This window comes from Xanthomonas sp. NCPPB 901, assembly GCF_056725085.1.
Window position 1 is genome coordinate 1,870,745 of record NZ_CM161511.1, and the last position, 24,958, is coordinate 1,895,702.

The 24,958-nt window shown below is 71.1% G+C and carries 19 protein-coding genes; 10 read left to right on the forward strand and 9 right to left on the reverse strand.

Translation table 11 applies throughout. The annotated features are described in order from the left end of the window. Positions 1-312: 312 nt before the first annotated feature. Positions 313-2,487, forward strand: coding sequence for a bifunctional 23S rRNA (guanine(2069)-N(7))-methyltransferase RlmK/23S rRNA (guanine(2445)-N(2))-methyltransferase RlmL (rlmKL, locus tag AC1PME_RS07690; protein ID WP_481097782.1), 2,175 nt, complete (start codon positions 313-315; stop codon positions 2,485-2,487). Between the two features lie 38 nt (positions 2,488-2,525). On the opposite strand, the gene AC1PME_RS07695 is transcribed toward rlmKL, so the two are convergent. From AC1PME_RS07695 to aptA, 7 genes are all read right to left on the reverse strand, one after another. Beyond that, the gene (locus AC1PME_RS07695; RefSeq protein ID WP_254461029.1) at positions 2,526-3,557 is read right to left on the reverse strand and encodes an HD domain-containing phosphohydrolase; all 1,032 of its coding nucleotides are present in this window, start codon (positions 3,555-3,557) and stop codon (positions 2,526-2,528) included. Positions 3,558-3,602: 45 nt separating this feature from the next. After that, positions 3,603-7,676: a CHASE domain-containing hybrid sensor histidine kinase/response regulator gene (locus AC1PME_RS07700; RefSeq protein ID WP_481097783.1), complete on the reverse strand. Its 4,074-nt coding sequence runs from the start codon at positions 7,674-7,676 to the stop codon at positions 3,603-3,605. A gap of 296 nt (positions 7,677-7,972) precedes the next feature. After that, complete coding sequence (locus AC1PME_RS07705; RefSeq protein ID WP_254461380.1) at positions 7,973-9,214, reverse strand: DUF445 domain-containing protein; 1,242 nt, start codon at positions 9,212-9,214, stop codon at positions 7,973-7,975. 264 nt (positions 9,215-9,478) lie between these two features. After that, positions 9,479-10,330, reverse strand: a complete 852-nt coding sequence (locus AC1PME_RS07710; protein ID WP_481097784.1) for a ParB N-terminal domain-containing protein — start codon at positions 10,328-10,330, stop codon at positions 9,479-9,481. Between the two features lie 163 nt (positions 10,331-10,493). Then, entirely contained in the window at positions 10,494-10,808 is a 315-nt protein-coding gene (locus AC1PME_RS07715) for an EthD family reductase (protein WP_010343950.1), read from the reverse strand. Between the two features lie 257 nt (positions 10,809-11,065). Further along, the gene (ald, locus tag AC1PME_RS07720) at positions 11,066-12,178 is read right to left on the reverse strand and encodes an alanine dehydrogenase (RefSeq protein ID WP_481097785.1); all 1,113 of its coding nucleotides are present in this window, start codon (positions 12,176-12,178) and stop codon (positions 11,066-11,068) included. A 63-nt stretch (positions 12,179-12,241) separates the two neighbouring features. Then, positions 12,242-13,630 carry an omega-aminotransferase AptA gene (aptA, locus tag AC1PME_RS07725; protein ID WP_481097786.1) on the reverse strand — a complete coding sequence of 463 codons (1,389 nt, stop codon included), beginning with the start codon at positions 13,628-13,630 and terminating at the stop codon, positions 12,242-12,244. Between the two features lie 186 nt (positions 13,631-13,816). Here aptA and AC1PME_RS07730 point away from each other — a divergent pair, with 186 nt between their 5' ends. Continuing rightward, entirely contained in the window at positions 13,817-14,365 is a 549-nt protein-coding gene (locus tag AC1PME_RS07730; protein ID WP_481097787.1) for a cupin domain-containing protein, read from the forward strand. A 72-nt stretch (positions 14,366-14,437) separates the two neighbouring features. Continuing rightward, the gene (locus AC1PME_RS07735) at positions 14,438-15,940 is read left to right on the forward strand and encodes an aldehyde dehydrogenase (protein WP_481097788.1); all 1,503 of its coding nucleotides are present in this window, start codon (positions 14,438-14,440) and stop codon (positions 15,938-15,940) included. A gap of 160 nt (positions 15,941-16,100) precedes the next feature. Here AC1PME_RS07735 and AC1PME_RS07740 read toward each other — a convergent pair whose 3' ends face one another. Beyond that, entirely contained in the window at positions 16,101-16,598 is a 498-nt protein-coding gene (locus tag AC1PME_RS07740) for a DUF1203 domain-containing protein (protein ID WP_481097789.1), read from the reverse strand. A 384-nt stretch (positions 16,599-16,982) separates the two neighbouring features. Between AC1PME_RS07740 and AC1PME_RS07745 the strand changes: the two genes are divergently transcribed. Genes AC1PME_RS07745 through AC1PME_RS07755 form a run of 3 tightly spaced genes read left to right on the forward strand, consistent with a single transcriptional unit; the run spans position 16,983 to position 18,515 of the window. Next, on the forward strand, positions 16,983-17,555 hold the full coding sequence (locus AC1PME_RS07745) for a TetR/AcrR family transcriptional regulator (protein WP_481097790.1): 573 nt from the start codon (positions 16,983-16,985) through the stop codon (positions 17,553-17,555). A gap of 41 nt (positions 17,556-17,596) precedes the next feature. Next, positions 17,597-17,884 (forward strand): YciI family protein, encoded by a 288-nt coding sequence (locus tag AC1PME_RS07750; protein ID WP_017915756.1) that lies wholly within the window; start codon positions 17,597-17,599, stop codon positions 17,882-17,884. A gap of 31 nt (positions 17,885-17,915) precedes the next feature. Continuing rightward, complete coding sequence (locus AC1PME_RS07755) at positions 17,916-18,515, forward strand: DNA-3-methyladenine glycosylase I (protein ID WP_481097791.1); 600 nt, start codon at positions 17,916-17,918, stop codon at positions 18,513-18,515. Between the two features lie 63 nt (positions 18,516-18,578). Here AC1PME_RS07755 and AC1PME_RS07760 read toward each other — a convergent pair whose 3' ends face one another. Further along, a complete protein-coding gene (locus AC1PME_RS07760; protein ID WP_254461039.1) occupies positions 18,579-19,169 on the reverse strand; it encodes a hypothetical protein in 591 nt (196 codons plus the stop codon). Positions 19,170-19,477: 308 nt separating this feature from the next. Between AC1PME_RS07760 and AC1PME_RS07765 the strand changes: the two genes are divergently transcribed. From AC1PME_RS07765 to AC1PME_RS07780, 4 genes are read left to right on the forward strand one after another with little or no spacing between them, the layout of a single operon-like run. After that, positions 19,478-21,160 (forward strand): OFA family MFS transporter, encoded by a 1,683-nt coding sequence (locus AC1PME_RS07765; protein WP_481097792.1) that lies wholly within the window; start codon positions 19,478-19,480, stop codon positions 21,158-21,160. Positions 21,161-21,175: 15 nt separating this feature from the next. Next, positions 21,176-22,015: a formate dehydrogenase accessory sulfurtransferase FdhD gene (fdhD, locus tag AC1PME_RS07770; protein WP_481097793.1), complete on the forward strand. Its 840-nt coding sequence runs from the start codon at positions 21,176-21,178 to the stop codon at positions 22,013-22,015. Further along, a complete protein-coding gene (locus tag AC1PME_RS07775) occupies positions 22,012-24,360 on the forward strand; it encodes an FdhF/YdeP family oxidoreductase (protein WP_481097794.1) in 2,349 nt (782 codons plus the stop codon). The genes fdhD and AC1PME_RS07775 overlap by 4 nt, the downstream gene beginning before the upstream one ends. Further along, the gene (locus tag AC1PME_RS07780; RefSeq protein ID WP_307549697.1) at positions 24,350-24,598 is read left to right on the forward strand and encodes a hypothetical protein; all 249 of its coding nucleotides are present in this window, start codon (positions 24,350-24,352) and stop codon (positions 24,596-24,598) included. The genes AC1PME_RS07775 and AC1PME_RS07780 overlap by 11 nt, the downstream gene beginning before the upstream one ends. The last annotated feature ends 360 nt before the right edge of the window (positions 24,599-24,958 follow it).

Below are 24,958 nucleotides of genomic sequence, written 5' to 3' on the forward strand. Positions count from 1 at the left end.
AGTGCGCGTCTGCAGCGTCAGCTGTCCCATCGCGGCGCGGGATCGGTCGCGAGGCGAGCGACGGCGGGCGAGGGCGCTGCGCCAGGTGCACGAGGCCGCTGACGGCCGCGGCGCACACTGCGCTATGGCACCGCGCAGCAAGCAGGGGCGCACGGACCCTGTGGTATTCTGCGCGCCGTTGCGGTGCCGTGCGTTCGCGCGCTCACCGCCGATCCGCGGCCGCGGCCGCGGCAACGCCGGATCCGGCGCTGCGATGCGCCACGCGCGCGGCGTCCGCCGTGCCTCCCTCCCGTCCGTCCTGGTCCGCCTTCCGTGAAATTCTTCGTCTCCTGCGCCAAGGGCCTGGAATACCTGCTTGTCGATGAACTGCTCGCGCTCGGCGTGGCGCAGGCCACCGCCACCGTCGCCGGGGTCAATGCCGAAGGCACCCTGCAGGACGCGCAGCGCGCTGTGCTGTGGTCGCGCCTGGCCAGCCGCGTGCTGTGGCCGTTGCAGTCCTTCGACTGCCCCGACGAGGCGGCGCTGTACGCAGGCGTGGCGGCGCTGCCGTGGCGCAACCATCTGGCGCCGCAGCACACCCTGGCGGTGGACGCGCATGTGTCCGGCACCGGCATCACCCATGCGCGCTTCGCCGCGCAGCGGGTCAAGGACGCGGTGGTGGACACGCTGCGCGGCGAGGGCCTGGAGCGGCCGTCGGTGGACGTGGAGCACCCGGACCTGCGCCTGAACCTGTCGCTGCGCAAGGGCCGCGCCACCCTGTCGGTGGACCTGGGCGGCGGCTCGCTGCACCGGCGCGGCTGGCGCCAGGCGCAGAACGAGGCGCCGCTGAAGGAGAACCTGGCCGCGGCGGTGCTGCTGCGCGGGCAGTGGCCGGCGCTGTACGCGCAGGGCGGCGGGCTGCTGGATCCGATGTGCGGCAGCGGCACGCTGCTGATCGAAGGCGCGCTGATGGCCGCCGATGTCGCGCCGGGCCTGCTGCGCGGCGAGCTGGCGGCGCAGCAGCGCGGCGACACCGATGCCGACGCCGCGCCGAGCCGCTGGCTGGGGTTTGACCTGGCGGCCTGGCGCACGCTGCTGGCCGAGGCGCGGGCGCGTGCCCAGGCCGGTCGCGCGGCGTTGCGGCCGGTGCTGTACGGCAGCGACATCGACCCGCACGCGCTGCGCGCGGCGCGCGAGAACGCGCAGGCCGCCGGCGTGGCCGAGGCGATCGCCTTCGCCGTGCACGACGTCGCCGACCTGCGCGCGCCGGCGCAGGCGCTGGGCACGGTGGTGTGCAATCCCCCCTACGACGAGCGCCTGGCCGCCGACGCGGCGCTGTACCGGCGCCTGGGCGATGCGCTCAAGCGCGCGGTGCCGCAGTGGCGCGCCAGCCTGCTGTGCGGCAGCGACGAACTGGCCTATGCCACCGGCCTGCGCGCGGCCAAGAAGTACCAGATGTTCAACGGCGCGCTGGAATGCCCGTTGATCGTCTGCGACCCGATCGCGGTCGCGCTGCGCGCGGGCGCCGCCGAGGCGCCGCGCGCGCTCAGCGACGGCGCGCAGATGGTCGCCAACCGCCTGCGCAAGAACCTGCGCAAGTTCAAGACCTGGCGCACGCGCGAGCGGATCAGCTGCTACCGCGCCTACGACGCCGACCTGCCGGAGTACGCGGCGGCGATCGACGTGTACCAGGAAGACGGCGGCCAGGCGCGCACCTTCCTGCACGTGCAGGAGTACGCGGCACCGGACAGCATTCCCGATGCGGACGTGCGCCGCCGCCGCAACGAACTGCTGGCGGCCGCGCGCGAGGTGTTCGCGGTGCCGGCCGAACAGGTGGCGCTGAAGACCCGCGAACGCGGCAAGGGCGGCAGCAAGTACGGCCGCTTCGAGCAGCGCGGCGAGTTCCTGGTGGTGCGCGAGCACGAGGCGCTGCTGCGGGTGAACCTGTTCGACTACCTGGACACCGGGCTGTTCCTCGACCACCGTCCGCTGCGCGGGACGATGGCGCGGCAGGCGCGCGGCAAGCGCTTCCTCAACCTGTTCTGCTACACCGGGGTGGCCAGCGTGCAGGCGGCGGTGGCCGGCGCCGATTCCACCACCAGCGTGGACCTGTCCGGCACCTACCTGCAGTGGTGCGCCGACAACCTGGCGTTCAACGGCAAGGGCGGCGCCCAGCACCGGCTGGTGCAGGCCGATGCGCTGAGCTGGCTGGAGGCGGAGAAGAACCGTTACGACGTGATCTTCTGCGACCCGCCGACCTTCTCCAACTCCGCGCGCGCCGAGGATTTCGACATCCAGCGCGAGCACGTGCGGCTGTTGCGCGTGGCGGTGGCGCGGCTGATGCCCGAAGGCGTGCTGTACTTCTCCAACAACTTCCGCCGCTTCAAGCTCGACGAGAACGCGCTGGCCGAGTTCGCCGTATGCGAGGAGATCAGCGCGCAGACCATCGATCCGGATTTCGAGCGCAACCCGCGCATCCACCGCGCCTGGCGGTTGCAGCGGCGCTGAGGCGCGTCGCGCCGGTTGCCTCGTAGGAACAGCGTGGCTCAGCCGTCGCGGTGCTGCGCCTTGCCGCGTTGCGGCGGGTCCTGGTCCGCCTCGCGTTCGTTCCAGTACGCCTGGATCTGCAGGATCTGCGGCAGGATCGCCTCGAACAACTGCACCAGGCGCGGTTCGAACTGGCTGCCGGACTTGTCGCGGAACAGCGCCAAGGCCTGTTCCAGCGGCCACGGGTCCTTGTACGGGCGCGGCGAGGTGAGGGCGTCGAACACGTCGGCCAGCGCCACGATCCGTGCCGATTCGGGAATCTGCGTGCCGGACAGTCCGGCCGGGTAGCCGCCGCCGTCCCAGTGCTCGTGGTGGTACAGCGCGACCTCGGCGGCGAGGCGGAACAGCGGCGCGCCGCTGCGGCTGAGGATGTCGTAACCGATCCGAGGGTGCTGCTTCATCACCTGCCATTCGTCCGCGTCCAGCGGACCGGGCTTCTTCAGCACCGCGTCGGGGATGCCGATCTTGCCGGTGTCGTGCATCGGCGCGGCCTGCTCCAGCAGGTCGGCGTCCTCGCGCGACCAGCCGGCGGCCAGCGCCAGCGTGCGGGCGTAGGCGGCCATGCGCCAGATATGCGTGCCGGTGTCCGAGTCGCTGTAGTGGCCGGCCATGCCCAGCATCTCGATCGCGTCGCGGTGGCTGTCGGCCAGGCTGGTGGCGCTGACCAGCGACAGGTGGGTGCGCACCCGTGCGCGCAGGATGCTCGGCGAGTACGGCTTGGTGATGTAGTCCACGCCGCCGGCGTCGAAGCCGATGCTCTCGTCGGTATCCTTGTCCTTGGCGGTGACGAAGATGATCGGGATCGCCGCGCTGCGCTGATCGTCCTTCAGGGTGCGGGCGAGGGTGTAGCCGTCGACGTCGGGCAGGTCGACATCGAGCAGGATCAGCGACGGGCGGTGCTTGGCCACCCCACGCAGGGCTTCGGCGCCGTTCTTGGCGAACACCAGCGTGTAGTCGTCACGCAGGAGCTGCCGGATCAGGGCCAGGTTGCTGGGTTCGTCGTCGACGCAGAGGATGCACGGCTGGGGCATGGTGGGTTTCCGTCGGACACGCGCCGCCGCGCGGGCGGCGCACTTTCAAACGCCTGCATCGGCCAGCCAGCGCCTGACTTTAGCCTCGGCCTCGCGAAAGGAAAAATTCTCCAGCAACCGCTGCAGTTCGGTGGCCTGCGCTGCCGGCAGGGCCCGGGCCAGTTGCCGCATCGTCTGGTCGATGCGGTCCGCATCGTCGCTGTCCAGCACCTGCAGCACCTGCTGCCAGGACGCCTGCAGCGCCGTCGGGTCGGGGGCCGCGTCGCTGGCGGAGGCCACGGGGGCCGCCAGCGACGCGGTGGCCTCGGCGAAGTGCCGCACCTCGGCGGCGGTGGCGGCCATCGCCGCCGCCAGCGCGACGATCTCCGCCTCGGCCTGCGCCGGTGTGCTGCTCAGGCGCTCCTCCAGCGCCGCGCTGGCGCCGCTCAGCGCCGGCAGCGCCAGCGATCCGGCCGACCCGCGCAGCTTGTGCACCAGCGAGATGGCCTCGGCGGGCCGCTGCTGCTCGAGCAGCAGGCGCACGTTTGCGGCCGGATCGGGATGCTCCTGCAGCAGCTTGAGCAGATAGCGCCGGTACGGATCGCGCTCGCCCCACAGGCGCAGCGCCTGCACGGTGTCGAGCAGGGCGGGGTCGGTGGCCGGCCAGTCGCCCGGCGGCAGCGCCGGTACCTGCGCGGCGAGCGGCAGCGCGGCCAGGCCGGGCGGCAGGAACTGGCGGATGATCGCGATCAGTTCCTCGACCTGGAACGGCTTGGCAATGAAGCCGTTCATGCCGCTGGTCAAGGCCAGCTCCTGCTGCTGGCGATAGGCGCCGGCGGTGAGCGCGATCACCGGCACCGCGGTCAGTTCCGGGTCGGCGCGCAGCTGGCGGGTGGCCTCGTAGCCGTCCATGGTCGGCATCTGCACGTCCATCAGCACCACGTGGAAGCGACCGGGGTCGCGACGCAGCCGCTGCAGCGCCTGCACGCCGTTCTGCGCGAGCTCGACCACCGCGCCTTCGCTTTCCAGGATGCGTTGCGCGACTTCGCGGTTGATGTCGCTGTCGTCCACCACCAGCAGCCGCGCCCCGGCCAGGCGCGCGCCGCCGTCGCCGGCCAGCGGCAGCGCGGGTGCCTCGCCGCGGCGCCGTGCCAGCAGCGCCGCGATGGTGCGCTGCAGCGCCGAGGCGGTGACCGGCTTGGTCATCACCGCGTCCACGTCGGCCACGCCGCCCTGCTGTTCCTCGAGCAGGCGCCGCTCGTAGGCGGTGACCATGACGATGATCGGCTGCCGGTCCGGCGCCGATTGCGCGCGGATGCGCTGGGCCACGCTCAGCCCGTCCAGGTCGGGCATGCGCCAGTCCAGCAGGATCACGTCGAACTCGGCGCGCTCGGGCGCGGCCGCGGCCAGCGCCGCGTTGCCGCCGGAGACCGCTTCCACCTGCCAGCCGAAGCCGTTGGCGATGTCGGCCAGGCTGCGCCGCACCAGGTCGTGGTCGTCGGCGATCAGCACCCGCCGCGCCTCCGCCGGCGCGGCGTCGGCATCCGGCGCGGGCGCCACCGCGAAGGCGATGACGAAGTAGAAATCGCTGCCCTGACCGGGCGCGCTCTGCACCTCCAGTTGCCCGCCCATCAGTTCCACCAGGCGCCGGCTGATGGTCAGGCCCAGACCGCTGCCGCCGTAGCGACGGCTGGTGGAGGTGTCGGCCTGCAGGAACGGCGAGAAGATCAGGCTCTGCTTTTCGCGCGGGATGCCGATGCCGGTGTCGCGCACCGAGAACAGCAGCTTGAGCGTGCCCGGGTCGGCGCCGGGGAAGGCGCGCACCGACAGCGCCACCTCGCCCTGTTCGGTGAACTTGATGGCGTTGCCGACCAGGTTGATCAGCACCTGGTTCAGGCGCAGCGCATCGCCGCGCAGCCAGCGGCAGCCCGGCGGCAGCGGCTCGACGATCATCTCCACCGGCTTGGCGCTGGTCGCCGAGGTCATCAGCGCGGCGATGTTCTCCAGCAGCTGGTTGAGGTCGAACGGCGCCGATTCCAGGTCGATGCGCCCGGACTCGATCTTGGAGAAGTCGAGGATGTCGTTGATGATCTCCAGCAGCGCGCGCGCCGACACTTCGATCTTCTGGATCATGTCCTGCGCCGCCTGCGACAGCTCGCTGTGCCGCAGCAGGTACAGCATGCCCAGGATCGCGTTCATCGGCGTGCGGATCTCGTGGCTCATGTTGGCCAGGAAATCGCTCTTGGACTGGTTGGCGGTTTCGGCCGCGTCGATCGCCAGGCGCAGCTCGCGCTCGTGGCGCTTCTGCTCGGTCAGGTCGACGGCGATGCCGAGATAGCCGATCACCCGCTCGTCGTCGTCGCGCAGCGTGCTCAGCGTGAGCAGTACCGGAAAGGCGTGGCCGTCCTTGCTCAGGTAGGTCCATTCGCGGGTGTCGCTGCGCCCCAGCGTGGACAGCGCCGCCACCGATTCGAACGCCGGTTGCACCGCCATGCCCGACTGCGCGGCCATGCGCTCGGCGCGCGCGCTCAGTTGTTCCGGGTCCAGGAACAGCCCGGTGGCCTTGCGTCCGATCAACTCGTGCGCGGCGTAGCCGAGCAGGGTCTCGGCGGCGGGATTGAACAGGGTGATGACGCCGTCCGGGTCGGTGGCGACGATCGCGTAGCCGGCATTGGCCAGGATCGCGCGCTGCAGCGCCGAATAGGTCACCAGTTCGTTGGTGCGCTCGGCCACCTGCTGTTCGAGCGTGGCGTTGAGTTCCAGCACCCGCGCCTGCGCGCGCACCCGTTCGGTGACGTCGTGCAGCAGGTGCGAATGGCCGAGGGGGGCGCCGCCCATTCCGACGATCGGCGAAACGCTGGCGAGCACGCTGACCGTGTGGCCGTCGCGGTGGCGCAACTCGCGCACGCCGTCGCCGCTGTCGACGGGAGCGTGGATCTGCGCGCCCAGCAGTTGCTGCAGCGGCTGGCCGATGGCCTGCTCTGGCGTATAGCCGAAGATGCGCATGGCCGCGGGGTTCCAGTGGGTCACCCGGCCGTGCAGGTCTTCGGCGACGATCGCCTCGCTGGTGCTGGCGACCAGGGCGGCCAGTTGGCTCTGTTCGCGCAGGATCGCGTCGCGGCGGCGCCGGCTGGTCAGGAACACGTACAGCAGCGCGGCGAGCAGCAACGCGATGCCGGCGGACAGCCCGCCGGCCAGCAGCGGCGAGACCTGGTCGAGCGAGCGCACGAAGCCCGGCGTGGCTTGCGCGTCGAGCCGCCACTGGCGGCCGTAGACCTGCAGGGTGCGTTCGGCGGTCGGCCCGCCGGCCAGGATCGGCGTGGCGTCGTCGCGGTAGAACGGCTGTGCCGGGTTCTGGCTGTCGGCCAGGCGCAGGCGCAGCGCGTTGCTGTGGTCGTCGGAGGAGGCCAGCACCTCGGCGATGTTCAGCGGTGCGTAGGCCCAGCCGCTGGTGGCCTGCCAGCGTTGTTCCGCGGTCTGCAGCGGCAGGCCTTCGCGGTACACCGGCAACAGCAGCAGGAAACCGCCCTGGCCCAGTCCCGGTGCCTGTACCAGGCGGATCGGCGCGGTGATGGTGGGCACGCTCGAGCGCGCCGCGGCGATCGCCGCCGTCCGTCGCGCCGGCTCGGAGGCGATGTCGAAGCCTTCTGCGGACGCGTTGGACCGTGCCGGCTGGATGTAGACGATGACGAAGCGGTCGCCCTCGTGCGGGGCCAGCTCGCCGATCCGCAGCGACGGCGCGCCATCGGCGCGGGCCTGCTGCAGGAACGCTGCCTCGTCGGCGCGCGGTACCCGCTGGATGTAGCCGAAGCCGCGTACGCCGGGGAATTCGCGCAGGTACTCGCGCGAGGCGCTGTAGCGGGCGAAGCGCTCGCGCGAGATGCGCTCGCCGCCGGCGGCGATCACCGCGCCGCGCGTGCCGCGCAGGCCGTGCTCGTACATGTCCAGGCGTTGCCGCAGATCGCTGGCCACGTGCGAGGCCAGTTGGTCGAAGCGCACCTGCGCCTGCGCGCGGTTGCGTTGCTGCACGCCGCGCGCGATCAGCAGCGCGGCGATCAGGCCGATGGCCAGCACGGCCAGGGCGGCGAGCCGCGCCAACCGCACAGGGCCGGCGGCGGGTGTCCGGCGATGTTTCGACATGCTCCCCCTTCCTCTGGCACCGCGCGTTCGGCACGCGCATCGGCTTTCCCCTGACCGGTTGCGGGATGGCGTTCACAGCGGTGGCGCAGGTCCCGCGGGTCGTTCCGCAACGCTAGCGCGGGCGGCACGGCCGCGCCAGCCCTGCAGGCCGGACCGCCGAGGCGCATCTACACCTTGCAGCGTGGGTGGCACGGTGCGCCGTGGCGCGCGATGCGCGACACCGGCTGTCCGCGTCGCGTCGTGCGTCGGCGCCTGAGCGGCCATCGCGCAGCGCAGTGCATCCTTGCCAGGCACGCTCAGCCAAGCAGCGTGACGGCAGCGTGCAGCGCCAATCCGATCAGTCCGCCGACCAGGGTGCCGTTGAAGCGGATGTACTGCAGGTCGCGGCCCACGCTCAGTTCCAGTTGCTCGACCAGGTGGCGTTCGTCCCAGCCCTTCACGGTCTGCGCGATGTGTTCGGTGACGCCGCTGCGCAGGCGCTGGGTCAGCCGCTCGGCACCGCCGAGCAGGTGCTGGTTGAGCGCCTCGCGCAGGGCCGGATCCTGCGACAGCGACTGGCCGAGCGCGCCGAGGGCGCGCTGCAGGTGCTGCACCAGCGCGCCGTCCTGCCGCGACAGGTCTTCGCGCAGTGCAGCATGGATCTGGTCCCACAGGCCCTGCACGTACTCCTGCACGCCGGGGTGCTCGATCAGCCGTTGCTTCAGCGCCTGCACCTTGGCCGCGGTGGCCGGGTCGGCGCGCAGCCGCTGCACGTAGCCGCCGAGCCAGCGCTCGTAGTCCTGGCGCAGGGGGTGCTGCGGCTGCGACAGCACGTCCTGCAGTTCCTCCAGCAGCGCGTGCGCCAACCGCTCGGCGAGGGTGTCGGCGATGCCTTCGACCGGCTTCACCCATTCCACGGTGCCGACCAGCTTGGGCCATTCGCGCCGCGCGTACTTGACGATCATCGCCGACACCCGCTGCTTGACCGCGGCATCGTCCAGGTGCCGGCCGAGCCGGGTCAGCGCTTCGTCGAGCAGCGCCTGGTGGCGGCCGTCGGCGGTGAGCAGGCCGAGGAGTTCGCCGGCGGTGGCGGCGGCGTCCCAGTCGCGCAGCCGCGCCACCACGAAGCCATGGATGCGGCGCCGTACCGCCGCCTCGTCCAGCAGGTCCAGCGCCTGCAGCGCCCAGCCGCGGGCGAGGTCGGCCAGCCGCGCCGACTGCGCCGGTTCGGCCAGCCACTGGCCCAGCCGCGCCGCGGGATCGAAGGCGCTGAGCTTGGCCAGCAGCGCGCCCGGTTCCAGGAACTGATCGCGCACGAACACCGCCAGGCTGTCGGCGATGCGCGCCTTGCCGTGGGGGATGATCGCCGTGTGCGGAATCGGCAGGCCCAGCGGATGCCGGAATAGCGCCACCACCGCGAACCAGTCGGCCAGCGCACCGACCGTGGCCGCTTCGCAGAAGGCGCCGACCCAGGCCCACACGCCGTGCAGGCCCATCGCATGACTGAGCAGGAAGCCGCACAGCATCGCCAGCAGCAACAGGACCGCCAGCAGCTTCATCCGCCGCAGCTGCGCGCGGCGCGGATCCGGCGCCAGGGTAGGGGAGGAGGGCACGCTCATGCGGCCGAGTCTACGCAGTGCGCGGTGAGCGCGGTTGCATGGACACGGCAGCCCCGGCGGCGGGCCGTCCGTGGCGTCGCGCCGGCGTGCGCGCCGGCGCCGGGCACGGTGCTACGGCCGCCCGTGGTCTTCGTCCGAACGTGTTGTCGCTGGCCCAGCACGTCTGAGGGCGGTGCGCGGCATCGGCCGCGCCACGGGCGTGGATCAGTCCGGCAACTGCGCGCGCAGCGCCGCCACTTCCTCGCGCAGCGCCTGGTTCTCGGCTTCGAGTTCGGCCACGCGCCGGTGGAGCGCGGCGGTTGCGTCGGCGTCCGCGTCCGGCGCGGGGGCCGGTGCCGAGACGTCGCTGTCGGCGGCGTCCGCCGGCGCGGGCTTGGGCTTGCGCTTGGATTCGCGGGCGCGCTTGGCGGCCTGCTTCAGTTCGTCCTTGCCGGCCATGGCCGCGGCGCGCTGTTCCTCCTCGGGCAGGCTGGCCACCGCGGCGGCGGCATTGATCGAGATCGCGCCGGACTTGACCGCTTCCACCACCTCGGCGGCGGCCTGCTTCTGGATCTTCTCGATCTGCACCACCTGGCTGTTGCTGAGCCGCGCCACGCGCGCCAGTTCGGCGCGGCTCAGCGGCGCCGGCGCGTCGGCCCACGGCGGCGTCTCGGTGTCGTGGGCGGCCTCGGCGGCGGCATCCGCGGCGGCGACGTCGGCCGCGGGTGCTTCCGCGGCGGCCGCGCTGGCGCGCCGCTCGGCCAGGATCTCGCGCTTGCGCAGCGCCAGCACGCCGCGCTGGAAATCGGAGACGCTGCGCCGGCCCAGGTGCTGGTCGATCATCCACAGGTGCACGTCCTGCAGCGACTGGAAGCGGGTGTTCTGCACGGTCTGGAACGGCAGGCCGTGCTTCTGACAGATGCCGTAGCGGTTGTGCCCGTCGACCAGGATGTCGCCCCACAGCACCAGCGCGTCGCGGCAGCCCTCGGCCAGCAGGCTGCGTTCCAGGGCGGCGTATTCGTCGGGGGTCAGCGGATCGATGTAGGCCTTGAGGTCTTCTTTGACGACGATGTTCATCAATGGGGCGGCACGGCGTGGCTCGGGGGGCGGCATTGTAGAGGCCGGGAATCGGGAGCGGGGAATCGGGAATGGCAACAGCATGTGCCGCGGAGGCATCGCGCGGGTGGTCCGCGCATGCAGCGCTTTCCGATTCCCTCTTCCCGTTTCCCCATTCCCGGCATCACCCCACCACCACCTCGCTGATCTGCATCACCGGCGTCAGGTCGGTGTAGTTCTTGATGTCGCCGAGGATTTCCTCCGCGTGCGGGCCGAAGCCGGCCTGGAAGGCCTCTACCGAGTCGCTGAAGATGTGGCACATGCCGACGTAGGTCGGATCGCTGCCGGGGGTGCCGCCGGACAGGCCCCTGTCCACGGTGTAGCGGAGGCAGGCGGCGCCCATGCGTGCCTGCAGCAGCGGCATGTGCGTGTCGCGGTAGTAGGCATGGTCGAAACGGGCGCCTGGCGTGTACGGATACATCACGCTGACCTTGATCATGGAGCGGCTCCTGTGGCGGCGGTGGACCCCGGCCGGGTGCCGGGGTGGCGCAAGGCTACACCCGGCCTCCGCTGGCGCGTGCTGCGTTGCGGCGGGTCGTGGGGCGTGCGCCGGGAATCGGGAGTGGGGAATCGGGAATGGCAAGAGCAAGAGCAAGCGATGCGGCTGACGGATTGCCCCATGCGCGCGCTGCAGTGCCTTTTCGATTCCCTATTCCCGATTCTCCATTCCCGGCTTCCCGGCCTCACAGGCAACCGTCAGCCCAGCGCGTCCAGCGGTCGCACGAAATCCTGGCCCAGTGCCTGCGCCACCGCGCGGTGGGTGAGCCGGCCGGCGTGCACGTTGAGGCCGTTGCGCAGGTCCTGGTCGTCGCGCAGCGCCTGCAGGCCGTGTTCGGCCAGCAGCAGCACGAACGGCAGGGTGGCGTTGGTCAGGGCGAAGGTGGAGGTGCGGGCCACGCCGCCGGGCATGTTGGCCACGCAGTAATGGACGATGCCGTCGACCTCGTAGGTCGGCTGCTGATGCGTGGTGGCATGGCTGGTCTCGAAACAGCCGCCCTGGTCGATCGCCACGTCGACCAGCACCGAGCCGGGCCGCAGCAGCGCCAACTGCGCGCGCGACACCAGCTTGGGCGCGGCGGCGCCGGGGATCAGCACCGCGCCGATCACCAGGTCGGTCTGCGGCAGGCACCGCTCGATCGCGTCGCGGGTGGAGTACAGCGTGGTCAGCTGCTGGCCGTACAGTTCGTCCAGGTACTTGAGCCGCTCCAGCGAGCGGTCCAGCACCGTCACCCGCGCGTGCAGGCCCATCGCCATGCGCGCGGCGTTGATGCCGACCACGCCGCCGCCGATCACCAGCACCTGCGCCGGGGTGACCCCGGGCACGCCGCCGAGCAGCACGCCGGAGCCGCCTTGCGCCTTCTCCAGCGCATGCGCGCCGGCCTGGATCGCCATGCGTCCGGCGACCTCGCTCATCGGCGCCAGCAGCGGCAGGCCGCCATGGCCGTCGGTGACGGTCTCGTAGGCGATGGCGGTGCAGCCGGAGCGCTGCAGCGCCGCGGCCTGCTGCGGATCCGGCGCCAGATGCAGATAGGTGAACAGCAGTTGCCCGGGGCGCAACATCGCGCATTCCTCCGGCTGCGGTTCCTTGACCTTGACGATCATCTCGGCCTGCGCGAACACGCTGGCCGCATCCTCGGCGATGCGCGCGCCGGCGCGTTCGTACTCGGCATCGGTCAGGCCGATGGCCTGGCCACCGCCGCGCTGCACCAGCACCTCGTGGCCGTGCAGCACCAGTTCGCGCACCCCGGACGGGGTCAGCCCGATCCGGTACTCATGGTTCTTGATCTCTTTCGGAACGCCGACCAGCATGAGCGGATCTCCAGGCAGACGCGGCGCGTGGGGAGCGCGGGCGGTGGGTGTGTAAGGACGGGATCAGGGCGTGCTGCGGATCATGTCCGCCAGCACCGCGAACAGGCGCTCGATGTGCGCCGGTTCCACGATCAGCGGCGGCGACAGCGCGATGGTGTCGCCGGTGACGCGGATCAGCAGGTCGCCCTCGTGGAAGCAGCGCTCGAAGATCTCGTAGGCGCGCGCGCCGGGCGCGCCCTTGCGCGGCGCCAGCTCGATCGCGCCGATCAGGCCGAAGTTGCGGATGTCGATGACGTGCGGCAGATCGCGCAGCGCATGGATCGCCGTCTCCCACACCGGCCCCAGTTCGATCGCCTTGTCGAACAACTGCTCTTCGGCGTAGGTGTCCAGCGTCGCCAGCGCGGCGGCGCAGGCCAGCGGATGGCCGGAGTAGGTATAGCCGTGGAACAGGTCGATGGCGCCGGCCGGACCGTGCGCGAACGCCTCGTGGATGGCGTGGGACACGAACACCGCGCCCATCGGCACGCAGCCGTTGGTGAGCCCCTTGGCGGTGGTGATCATGTCCGGGGTCACCCCGAAGCGCTGCGCGGCGAAGGCGTGGCCGACGCGGCCGTAGCCGGTGATCACCTCGTCGAAGATCAGCAGGATGCCGTGCCTGTCGCACAGCTCGCGGATGCGTTGCAGGTAGCCGTGCGGCGGCAGCACCACCCCGGCCGAGCCGGAGATCGGTTCGATGATCACCGCGGCGATGGTGGAGGCGTCGTGCAGCGCCACCAGCCGCTCCAGGTCCTCGGCCAGTTCCGCGCCATGCGTGGGCAGGCCGCGCGAGAACGCGTTGCGCTCCAGGTCCAGGGTGTGCCGCAGATGGTCCACGCCGGGCAACAGCGGGCCGAAGCGCTTGCGGTTGTTCGGCAGTCCGCCCACCGAGATGCCGCCGAAGCCGACGCCGTGGTAGCCCTTCTCGCGGCCGATGAAGCGGGTACGCTGGCCCTCGCCGCGGGCGTGGTGGTAGGCCAGGGCGATCTTCAGCGCGGTGTCCACCGACTCGGAGCCGGAGTTGGTGTAGAACACGTGGTCCAGTCCCGGCGGCGCCAGTTCCACCAGCCGCTCTGCGAGCACGAACGGCAGCGGCGAGCCCATCTGGAAGGTCGGCGCGAAATCCAGCGTGGCGATCTGCCGCGCCACCGCCTCGACGATGCGCGGCCGCGCGTGGCCGGCGTTGCAGCACCACAGGCCGGCGGTGCCGTCGAGGATCCGGCGCCCGTCCACGCTGCGGTAGTACATGCCCTCGGCCGAGGCCAGCAGCCGCGGCCGCGCCTTGAACTGGCGGTTGGCGGTGAACGGCATCCAGAACGCGTCCAGCGTCTCCGGGGCCCGGGTGGCCTGGGCGGCGTAGTGGTCGGACAGCGCCTGGGGCGAGAGGGGCGGCTGAGGGCGCATCGCAGGCTCCACGCGAGGGATGTTGAAAAAACTTTACACCAAGCCGGCGCGCCGGGCATGACGCGGCGCGGCGCCGTCCGCGCGAATGGCACAGGCATTTGCTGGTCGCGTTGCCGCAGTGGCGCGGCGCGCGACATTGACCGTCGGGGGTGGGGGTGTAAAGTATCCGGCAACACCGCCACCGGCGTTCCTCCCGCGATGGATATCGGCGCTCGCCTGCACCGGGTTCGCACCGCCCATGGCCTGAGCCAGCGCGAGCTGGCCAAGCGGGTCGGGGTGACCAACAGCACCATCTCGCTGATCGAGCAGAACAAGGTCAGCCCGTCGGTCAGTTCGCTGAAGAAGGTGCTGGACGGCATCCCGATCTCGCTGGCCGAGTTCTTCACCCAGGACCTGGACATGGGCGCGGCCGACGCGCCGTTCTACCGCGCCGACGAACTGCCCGACGTCGGCAGCGACGGCATCCACTACTACCTGGTCGGCCAGCATCGCCCGCAGCGGCAGATGTGCATCCTGCGCGAGGTGATGCCGCCCGGCAGCGACACCGGCAGCGCGATGCTGGTGCACGACGGCGAGGAGGGCGGGGTGGTGGTGGCCGGCGAAGTGGAGATCACCGTCGGCAGCCAGGTGCGGGTGCTGCGCGCCGGCGAGGGCTACTATTTCGAGAGCCGGGTGCCGCACCGGTTCCGCAACGTCGGCCGCGAGACCGCGGTGCTGGTCAGCGCCAATACCCCGGCCACCTTCTGAGCGCCGCATGCCGCGGCGCTGGCGCTGGCCGCCGCGCCGTTCCGATCCATCCTCCCGCAGCAGGAGTTCCCGATGACCGCACCCCGCACCCGCGACGCCTGGCAGGCGCTGGCCGACACGCTGCAGCCGCGCACCCAGGCGTTCATCGACGGCCGCTACGTCGACGCCGCCAGCGGCAAGACCTTCGAGTGCATCAGTCCGATCGACGGCCGCCTGCTGGGCCATGTCGCCGAGGGCGAGGCCGCGGACATCGACCGCGCGGTGGCCGCGGCGCGGCGCAGCTTCGAGGCCGGCCACTGGTCGCAGGCCAAGCCGGCGCAGCGCAAGAAGACCTTGCTGGCGCTGGCGCACCTGGTCGAACGCCATGCCGACGAACTGGCGCTGCTGGAGTCGCTGGACATGGGCAAGCCGGTGCGCGATGCGCGCCAGGTCGACCTGGCGGCGACGGTGCGCTGCCTGTCCTGGACGGCCGAGGCGGTGGACAAGCTGTACGGCGAAGTGGCGCCGACCGGGCAGGACGAGCTGGGCCTGATCACCCGCGAGCCGCTGGGCGTGGTCGGCGCGATCGTGCCGTGGAACTTCCCGCTGCTGATGGCGGCGTGGAAGATCGCCCCGGCGCTAGCCGCGGGCAATTCGGTGGTGCTCAAGCCCTCGGAAAAGTCGCCACTGAGCGCGCTGCGCCTGGCCGAGCTGGTCGCCGAGGCGGGCATTCCCGATGGCGTGTTCAACGTGGTGCCGGGCTTCGGCAAGGGCGCCGGCGAGCCGCTGGCGCTGCACATGGACGTGGACGGGCTGGTGTTCACCGGCTCCACCGCGGTCGGCCGGCGCCTGCTGCAGTGCGCCGGGCTGTCGAACATGAAACGCGCGTACATGGAATGCGGCGGCAAGAGCCCGAACCTGGTGTTCGCCGATGCGCCGGACCTGGAGCAGGCGGCGCAGGCGGCGGCCGCGGCGATCTTCTACAACCAGGGCGAGGTCTGCACCGCGGCCTCGCGCCTGCTGGTGGAGCGTTCGATCAAGGACAGCTTCGTCGCGCGCGTGGTCGCCGCCGGCCGCGCGCTGCAGCCGCGGCATCCGTTCGACGAGGACGCGGCGATGGGCGCGCTGGTGGACGAGCGCCAGACCCACCGCGTGCTCGACTACATCGCCCGCGGCAACGCCGAAGGCGCGCGCCTGCTGCTTGGCGGCAAGCGCGTGGAGGTGGTGCCCGGCGGTTGCTACGTGGAGCCGACCGTCTTCGACGAGGTCGGCCACGAACACACCATCGCCCGCGAGGAGATCTTCGGCCCGGTGCTGTCGGTGATCGCCTTCGACGACGAGGCGCATGCCCTGCGCATGGCCAACGACAGCGACTACGGCCTGGCCGCCGGCGTGTGGACCCGCGACATCGGCCGCGCCCACCGCGTGGCGCGCAAGCTGCGCGCCGGCAGCGTGTGGGTGAACTACTGGGACGGCGGCGACATGACCGCGCCGTTCGGCGGCTACAAGCAATCGGGCAACGGCCGCGACAAGTCGCTGCACGCCTTCGACAAGTACACGGAGATGAAGGCGACCTGGATCAATTTGGCTGAGTAGCGGGGAGTGGGGAGTCGGGATCGGGGATGGGGCAAGCGCGCGACCGCGGTTGGCATGTCGTAGGCGCGGCTTCGGCCGCGACGGGCGTTCCCGGGAAACCCTGTCGCGGCTGAAGCCGCTCCTGCACAGCAGACGGTGCTCCAGGTCGCGGCGCAGCCACTCATCGCCAATCCCGACTCCCCACTCGCGGCTCCCTCTCCACCCGGCACGCAAAACAGCCCTGCCGCGCATGATGCAGATGCAGGTAGCGCACCTGCGGGTCGGCGAAGGCGCAGGCGATCGCGGTGGCGATGCGCTCGCCCGGCTGCACGTTGGCGGCGATCAGCAGGTCGCGGGCGTCGTAGCCGCGCAGCGAGATCAGGCGGCGGACGATGGCATCGGGCACGGCGCCCGGCGCCGGCGCGGCGGTGGCGACATGGCGGCGCACGTAGATCGGCCCGGCGGCGCGGTACGGCGTCTGCGCGGGCTGGTGCAGGTAGTGCAGCAACAGCAGTTCCTCGCCGGGCTGCGCGTCCTCCAGGCTGATCCGGCATGGATAGCCGAGCGCGCTGTCGGCACGCAGGCGCTGCGCGTGGCGCGCCTGCAGTTGCGCATCGTCGAGATCGAACAGCGGGGCGAACGCGGCGGCCGGCAGGCCGACGCAACGGAAGCTGGACATGGGCGCTCCGGGAACGAATGGAGCGCGCAGCGTGCCGGTCGTCGTGCCGTCGTGCCGGCCGCATTCGGACACGGTATTGGTCATGCGTGCCGTCCGGCATGGGGGCGGTGGCGCCTGGCGTCGCGGTGGCGGCGTTCGCAGCAAGTGGCGTGTGACGGGCGCGACGTACGTGCGAGGGTCGCCCTACGCGTCGGCCCGAAGCGACGCTACGCGCACGAGCACGCAGGCCTTGCGTGCGTGGCGGTCCGCGTCGGTGCCAAGCGGATCGGTGGCAGCGTTACGGCAACTGGCGGCCGGCAGCCGTTCTAGGTCGATTGACCTAGTCGCATTGCCGGGATTAGGATGGTTGTCCTAAAGGGGCTCGGCCTGATCGGGGGAATGAGGATGGACACGCGCGCACGCATCGTCGCCGAGGCCGACCGCCTGTTCTACGCGCAGGGCTATGGGGCGACTTCGTTCGCCGATGTCGCCGACGCGGTCGGCATCTCCCGCGGCAACTTCTACCACCACTTCAAGAGCAAGGACGCGATCCTGGATGCGGTGATCGCGCTGCGCCTGGAACGGACCCGGGCGATGCTGCAGGGCTGGGAAGACGCAGCGGCGGCGCCCGCCGACGGCATTCGCCAATTCATCCAGATCGTGGTGCGCAACCAGGCGTCGATCATGCGCCATGGCTGCCCGGTGGGAAGCTTGTGCGGCGAGCTGTCCAAGCTCGAGCATCCTGCGCAGGCGCAGGCCACGCAGCTGTTCGGCCTGTTCCGCCAGTGGCTGCGCCGGCAGTTCGAACGCCTTGGGCGCAGCGCCGAGGCCGATGCGCTGGCCATGCACGTGCTGGCCTTCAGCCAGGGCGTGGCGGTGCTGGCGCAGGCGTTCGGCGATGCGGATTTCGTCCAGCGCGAGGTCGCGCGCATGCAGGCCTGGCTCGACGCGGTTGCCGCCGCGCCGGCAGCCACGTGATCGGCGTTGGTTTCCTCTTTCCCACGCGCAGGAGCGTGCTCATGTTCATCGTGTTGTTGCGTTTTGCCGCCGATCGCAGCCAGGCCGGGCCGTTGCTGCAGGCGCATGTGCAGTGGTTGCAGCAGGGCTTCGACGATGGCGTGTTCGCGCTGGCCGGCAGCCTGCCGCCGCAGGCCGGCGGCGCGATCCTGGCGCATGGCCTGAGCCGCGCCGACCTCGAGCGCCGGCTGCAGGCGGACCCGTTCGTCGCGGCCGGCGTGGTGCGCAGCGAGATCGTCGAGGTGGCGCCGGCCAAGGCCGCGCCTGGCCTCGAGTTCCTGCTGGCATGAGCCGGCGTCGCGGCATCGACAGGACCTGCGCATGAACGCCACCATTCCCGGCCCCGACGGTCGCCCGCGTTGCCGCTGGTGCGCGGCGGCGCCGGAGTTCTTCCACTACCACGACAGCGAGTGGGGCTTTCCGGTCGACGACGACCGCCGCCTGTTCGAGAAGCTGTGCCTGGAAGGATTCCAGTCCGGGTTGAGCTGGCGCACCATCCTGGCCAAGCGCGAGAACTTCCGCGCGGCCTTCCTCGACTTCGATTACCACCGCCTTGCCTTATTCGACGACGGCGACGTGGCGCGGCTGCTGCAGGATCCCGGGATCGTCCGCCACCGCGGCAAGATCGAGGCGGCCATCCACAATGCGCGCATGGCCCAGGCGCTGGTGCGGCAGGAAGGTTCGCTGGCGGCGTTCGTCTGGCGCTACGAGGCGCCGGCGGCGGACACGGCGCAAACGCGCGCGACCTCGCCCGAATCGGTGGCGTTGTCGAAGGAACTGAAGGCGCGCGGCTGGAAGTTCGTCGGGCCGACCACGGTGTATGCCTTCATGCAGGCCATGGGCCTGGTCAACGATCACGCCGAGGACTGCGTGGTGCGTGCGCAGGTGGAACGGGCGCGGGCGCGTTTCCGCCGCCCGTGAGCGGCGGATGCGCGGGCCCGGCCGATCGCGGCGGGCGGGCCGCGATGGCGGCGCGTCCGCGCCTCAGCGCGGCAGGTAATCGGCGAAGGCGACCGGGTGCCGCGGATCGGCCGATTGCACCTGCTCGCCGTCCTTGACCAGCGCTTCGGCGTCGGGCGCAGGATCCGGGTTCATCTCCCAGCGCTGCTGGATGCGCTTGTGGAACAGCCACTGCTTGCGCTGCGGGTCGTAGCGGAAGGTGGTGAAGTCGGTCCAGTGCTGGCCGCAGGACACCCCGTTCTGCACGGTGAAATAGCGGCCCTTGGCGGCGAACGGGTCGTCGCCGTCGGTGAACGGATCGCACTGGCCGCCCTGGTCGCGCTTGAGGATCACCCGATCGTTACGTGCTGCCAGCCGGTAGTGGCCGTCGGCCTGCTGCACGAAGATCAGCAGCGGCCGTGCCGGTGCCGGCGTGCGCCCTTGCTCGCCGCGTTGCTGCAGTGCGAGCAGGTAGTCGGCGCGGCCGTCGCCATCCAGGTCGGCCTGCAACTGCGCCAGCGGCTGGTAGCCGGCCGGCACCTGGCGCAGCAGGTCCGCCGGAAGATCGGCGGCATGGGCGAGCTGGCTGCCGAGCAGGAGGGTGGCGGCGAGGCCGAAGCGGTAGGGGACAGGCATGGAACGCGTTCGCAGGCGAGGGGGCGCAAGCCTAACCGACGGTTGCGCAACGGAGGAATCACACATGGCCTGGAGGTGCCCAGGCGTCGCGTGCGCTGGCGGGCAGGGACGCGCCCGGCCCTCGTGCACGGCACAAGGGTTGGCGTGCCGCACAGTTCCGGCGTACCGCGCGGCGCCACCGCGCGTTTTGTACTACGCTCGGCGCGTGCGGTCGCGCGTCGGCAGGCCGTTCGCCAGGCGGCATCGTGGAGACGCCGCAGGCGCGTCATCCGCACCTACGGTGCCGACGCATCCCAGGGGGACACCATATGAACGACTCGCACCGCGCTGCCGGCTCCGTGCCGACCGATCACGCCGGCCTGCTCTCGAAGGAACGCATCGTCGCCCGGCCGGGCTTCAACCGCTGGCTGGTGCCGCCGGCGGCGCTGGCGATCCATCTGTGCATCGGCATGGCCTACGGCTTCAGCGTGTTCTGGCTGCCGCTGTCCAAGGCGCTGGGCATCACCGAGGCGGTGGCCTGTCCGGCCGACATGGGGTTCCTGGCGCGCATCGTCTCGGCCAGTTGCGACTGGAAGATCAGCGAGCTGCAGTGGATGTACACGCTGTTCTTCGTCCTGCTGGGCTGTTCGGCGGCGCTGTGGGGCGGGTGGCTGGAACGCGCCGGCCCGCGCAAGGCCGGCGTGGTCGCGGCGCTGTGCTGGTGCGGCGGCCTGGTGATCTCGGCGCTGGGCATCCACCTGCACCAGATCTGGCTGCTGTGGCTGGGCTCGGGCGTGATCGGCGGCATCGGCCTGGGGTTGGGCTACATCTCGCCGGTATCGACGCTGATCAAGTGGTTCCCGGACCGCCGCGGCATGGCCACCGGCATGGCGATCATGGGCTTCGGTGGCGGCGCGATGATCGGCAGCCCGCTGGCCGACATGCTGATGCGGCATTTCGCCGGCCCGCACTCGGTCGGGGTGAAGGAAACCTTCCTGGTCATGGCCGCGCTGTACTTCGTGTTCATGATGGCCGGCGCGTTCGGCTACCGGGTGCCGCCGAGCGGCTGGACCCCGGCCGGTTGGACCGCGCCGGCGGGCAGCGCCAACGCGATGATCACCGCCCACCACGTGCACGTGCGCAAGGTCTGGGGCATCCCGCAGTTCTGGCTGCTGTGGGGCGTGCTGTGCCTGAACGTGTCGGCCGGCATCGGCGTGATCGGCATGGCCTCGCCGATGTTGCAGGAGGTCTTCGGCGGCCGCCTGATCGGGGTGAACGCCGACTTCGGCAGCCTCGATCCCACGCAACTGGCCGCCATCGCCGCCATCGCCGCCGGCTTCACCGGCCTGCTCAGCCTGTTCAACATCGGCGGCCGCTTCTTCTGGGCCAGCATGTCCGACAAGCTCGGCCGCAAGCACACCTACTCGCTGTTCTTCGTGCTCGGCATCGCCCTGTACGCGGCCGCGCCGTGGGCCGGCAAGGTCGGCGGCAGCGCGCTGTTCGTCGGCATCTTCTGCGTGATCGTGTCGATGTACGGCGGCGGCTTCGCCACCATCCCGGCCTACCTGGCCGACCTGTTCGGCACGCAGATGGTCGGCGCCATCCACGGCCGCCTGCTCACCGCCTGGGCTACCGCCGGCATCCTCGGTCCGGTGGTGGTCGGCTACATGCGCGAGTACCAGCTGGGCATGGGCGTGCCGCCATCACAGGTGTACAACACGACCATGTACATCCTGGCGGGGATGCTGGTGCTGGGCCTGATCTGCAACCTGTTGGTACGGCCGGTGGCGGCCAGGCACTTCATGACCGAGCAGGAGCTGGCCGCGGAGAAGCAACTGGCCCACGAGAAGGTCGGCGGCGGCGGCCAGGCGGCGCCGGATGCGGCGCAGTTGGCGCTGGTGGGCCGCGGCGGCAACCCGCTGCTGCTGGCGCTGGCCTGGCTGGCGGTCGGCGTGCCGATGCTGTGGGGCATCTGGGTCACCCTGCAGAAAGCGTTCGTGCTGTTCCACTGAGTCCGGAGGGTTGCGATGTATTCGGGTGCGTCATCCCGGCCAGGCGCGGTCGCGCGCGGCGTGCGTCGCCACCGCTACGGGCGCACGACCGTCGCGCAGGACCTGGTGGCGGCCGAGGTGCCGGTGGCGTTCGCCTACAACGACACGCCGTTCGTGGTGATGATGGCCACGCCGGAGGACCTGGAGGATTTCGCGCTGGGCTTCTCGCTCAGCGAGGGCATCGTTGCGGCGCCGGCGCAGTTGCGCATCGAGGCCGTGGAGACCTACCTGGAAGGCATCTCGCTGCGCTTGCGGATCCCGCTGGCGCAGGCCGCCGCGCTACAGGCGCGGCGCCGCAACCTGGATGGGCGCAGCGGTTGTGGCGTGTGCGGCAGCGAGTCGCTGGAGGCGGTGCTGCGCGCACCGCGGCCGGTGCCGGCCGGCACCCCGATCACGCCGGCGGCGCTGGCCCGGGCCCTGCGCGCCTTGCGCGCGCAGCAGGCCCTCAACGCGCTGACCGGCGCCACCCATGCCGCGGCCTGGGCCGACGCGCAGGGCGATCTGCAACTGATCCGCGAGGACGTCGGCCGCCACAACGCGCTGGACAAGCTGATCGGCGCACTGGTCGGCGCCGGTCTCGATGCGGGCGCCGGTTTCGCCGTGGTCACCAGCCGCGCCAGCTACGAGATGGCGATGAAGGCCACGCAGGCCGGCATCCCGCTGCTGGCCGCGATTTCCGCGCCGACCGCGCTGGCGGTGGCGCTGGCCGACAGCGCCGGCCTGACCCTGATCGGTTTCGCCCGCGACCACGATTACGTCATTTACAGCCATCCGCAGCGCCTAGCGCAGATAGAACCCGCCGGAGAGCCCGCATGAACAAGAAGACCATCCAACCCTATACGCAGCCGGCCGGCGGCTGGGGCGCGCTGCGCGCCGTGGCCAAGCACCTGATGGAGCAGGATGTGGCGGTGCAGGGCGCCAAGACCCTGCTGCACGCCAACCAGCCCGACGGTTTCGACTGCCCCGGCTGCGCCTGGCCCGACCGCGACCACACCTCGACCTTCGAGTTCTGCGAGAACGGCGCCAAGGCGGTGGCCGCCGAATCCACCGCGCGCCGCGCCACTCCCGAGCTGTTCGCCCAGCACAGCGTCGCGCAACTGGCCCGCTACAGCGACTACTGGCTGGAAGGGCAGGGCCGGCTGACCCAGCCGCTGCGCTACGACGCCGACACCGACCACTACGTGCCGGTGGACTGGGACGCGGCGTTCGCGCTGATCGCCAGTCATCTCAACGGCCTGGCCTCGCCGGACGAGGCGATCTTCTACACCTCCGGCCGCACCAGCAACGAGGCCGCGTTCCTGTACCAGCTGTTCGTGCGCGAGTTCGGCACCAACAACTTCCCGGATTGCTCCAACATGTGCCACGAGCCGTCCGGCACCGCGCTGAAGGCGCAGATCGGGGTCGGCAAGGGCACGGTGTCGCTGCAGGATTTCGAACTGGCCGATGCGATCTTCATCTTCGGCCAGAACCCCGGCACCAACCATCCGCGCATGCTCGGCGAGCTGCGCCAGGCGGCCAAGCGCGGCGCGGCGATCGTCTCGTTCAACCCGCTGCGCGAGCGCGGCCTGGAGAAGTTCGCCGACCCGCAGGACAAGCTGCAGATGCTGCACAACGGCTCCACGCGGATCTCCTCGGACTACTTCCAGCTGAAGATCGGCGGCGACCTGGCCGCGGTCAAGGGCATCATCAAGCACGTGCTGGAGCGCGACGCCGAGGCCGCCGGCAGCGGCCAGCCGCGGCTGCTGGACCTGGAGTTCATCCAGCGCCATACCGTCGGCTTCGAGGCCTTCGCCGCCGAGGTCGCCGCCGAGCCGTGGGACACCATCGTCGAGGAGTCGGGGCTGAGCGAGGCCGAGGTGCGCAAGGCCGGAGAGATCTACCTCGCGTCGGAGCGGCTGATCGCCTGCTGGGGCATGGGCATCACCCAGCACAAGCATTCGGTGGCCACCATCCAGATGATCGCCAACCTGTTGCTGCTGCGCGGCCATCTCGGCCGCCCCGGCGCCGGCGCCTGCCCGGTGCGCGGCCACAGCAACGTGCAGGGCGACCGCACCATGATGATCTACGAGAAGCCGCCGGAAGCGTTCCTGGATCGGTTGCAGGCGGTGTTCGGGTTCGCGCCGCCGCGCGCGCCCGGCTACGACACGGTCGGCGCGATCGAGGCGATGGCCGACGGCCGCGCCAAGGTGTTCTTCGCCATGGGCGGCAATTTCGCCACCGCCACGCCGGATACCGAGGCCACCCACCGCGCGCTGCGCCGCTGTGCGCTGACCGTGCACGTGACCACCAAGCTCAACCGCAGCCACCTGGTGCACGGCCGCGACGCGCTGATCCTGCCGTGCCTGGGCCGCACCGAGATCGACATCCAGGAGGGCGGGCCGCAGCACGTCAGCGTCGAGGATTCGATGAGCATGGTGCACCTGTCCGGCGGCATCAATCCGCCGGCCTCGCCGCAGCTGCGGTCCGAACCGGCGATCGTGGCGGGCCTGGCCGAGGCCACGCTCGGCGCGCGCAGCACGGTGCGCTGGCGCTGGCTGGTCGCCGACTACGACCGCATCCGCGACCTGATCGCGCAGATGTTCGACGATTTCGCCGACTTCAACACGCGGGTGCGGGTGCCCGGCGGCTTCCGCCTGTCCAACGACGCGCGCGACCGCGTGTGGGACACGCCCGAGGGCCGCGCGGTGTTCAAGGCGCATGCGGTGCCCACCGACAACCCGATCCACCGCGCGCGCCGCCAGCACCCGGGGCAACTGGTGTTCACCCTGGCCACCACACGCTCGCACGACCAGTACAACACCACCATCTATGGCCTGGACGACCGCTACCGCGGTGTGTTCGGCGAGCGCCGGGTGCTGTTCATCAACGCCGCCGACATCGCCGACCTGGGCCTGCACGCCGGCGACTGGGTGGATCTGCACAGCCTGTGCGAGGACGGCGTGCCGCGCCAGGCCAAGCGCTTCATGCTGGTCGCCTACAACATCCCGCGCGGCTGCCTGGCGGCTTACTACCCGGAAACCAACGCGCTGGTGCCGTTGTCCAGCTTCGCCGACGAGGCGCGCACACCGACCTCCAAGTCGATTCCGGTGGTGGTCACCCCACACCTGGCCGAGGCCGCCGCGGCCGCTCCGCGCGACATCGGTGTGGCGCTTGTCCGCTGATCCGCTGCTGACCGCACGTCTGCTGCAACTGCTGGCCGAGGCGCCGGAGGGCATGGTCCTGGCGCGCGTGTGCAAGCGCCTGGACGTGCGCATGAGCGTACTGCTGCGCACCTTGGCCTGGCTCGGCGATGCCGAGCTCGCCGGGCAGGCGGGGCCTGGCTGGGTGCGGGTGGAACGTGCGGGCGAACGCGAGCTGGCGGTGCTGACCGCTGCCGGCCGCGCGCAACTGCGGCAGTAGGCGCTGCGCCCCCGCCATTCGAGGTGGCTGTCGATATCTGCACGCTGCGCCGTGGGCGGTCTGGCAAGCGGGCCTGCCCCCCGCGCCTGGCCGGACGCTCTCTTTCGACATCGACATCGACATCGGTGCGCGTGCGCTATCGGCGCGCATGCGCTGCCGGCGTGCGTGCGGCCGGTGTCGTTGCGCCATCCCGACAGGCGCAGTGCGCTCGTGCGCGTGCAGGGGCGTCATATCGGAACTGCACAGGTTCAGTTTTTGCGTTAACGGGCGCACGCGAAAATAGATAATCAATTCTCGTTGCGTGGGCATGTAAGTTTCATGCTTTCCCGCGGTAAGTGACCCAGTCGCGGTTTGGCGCAT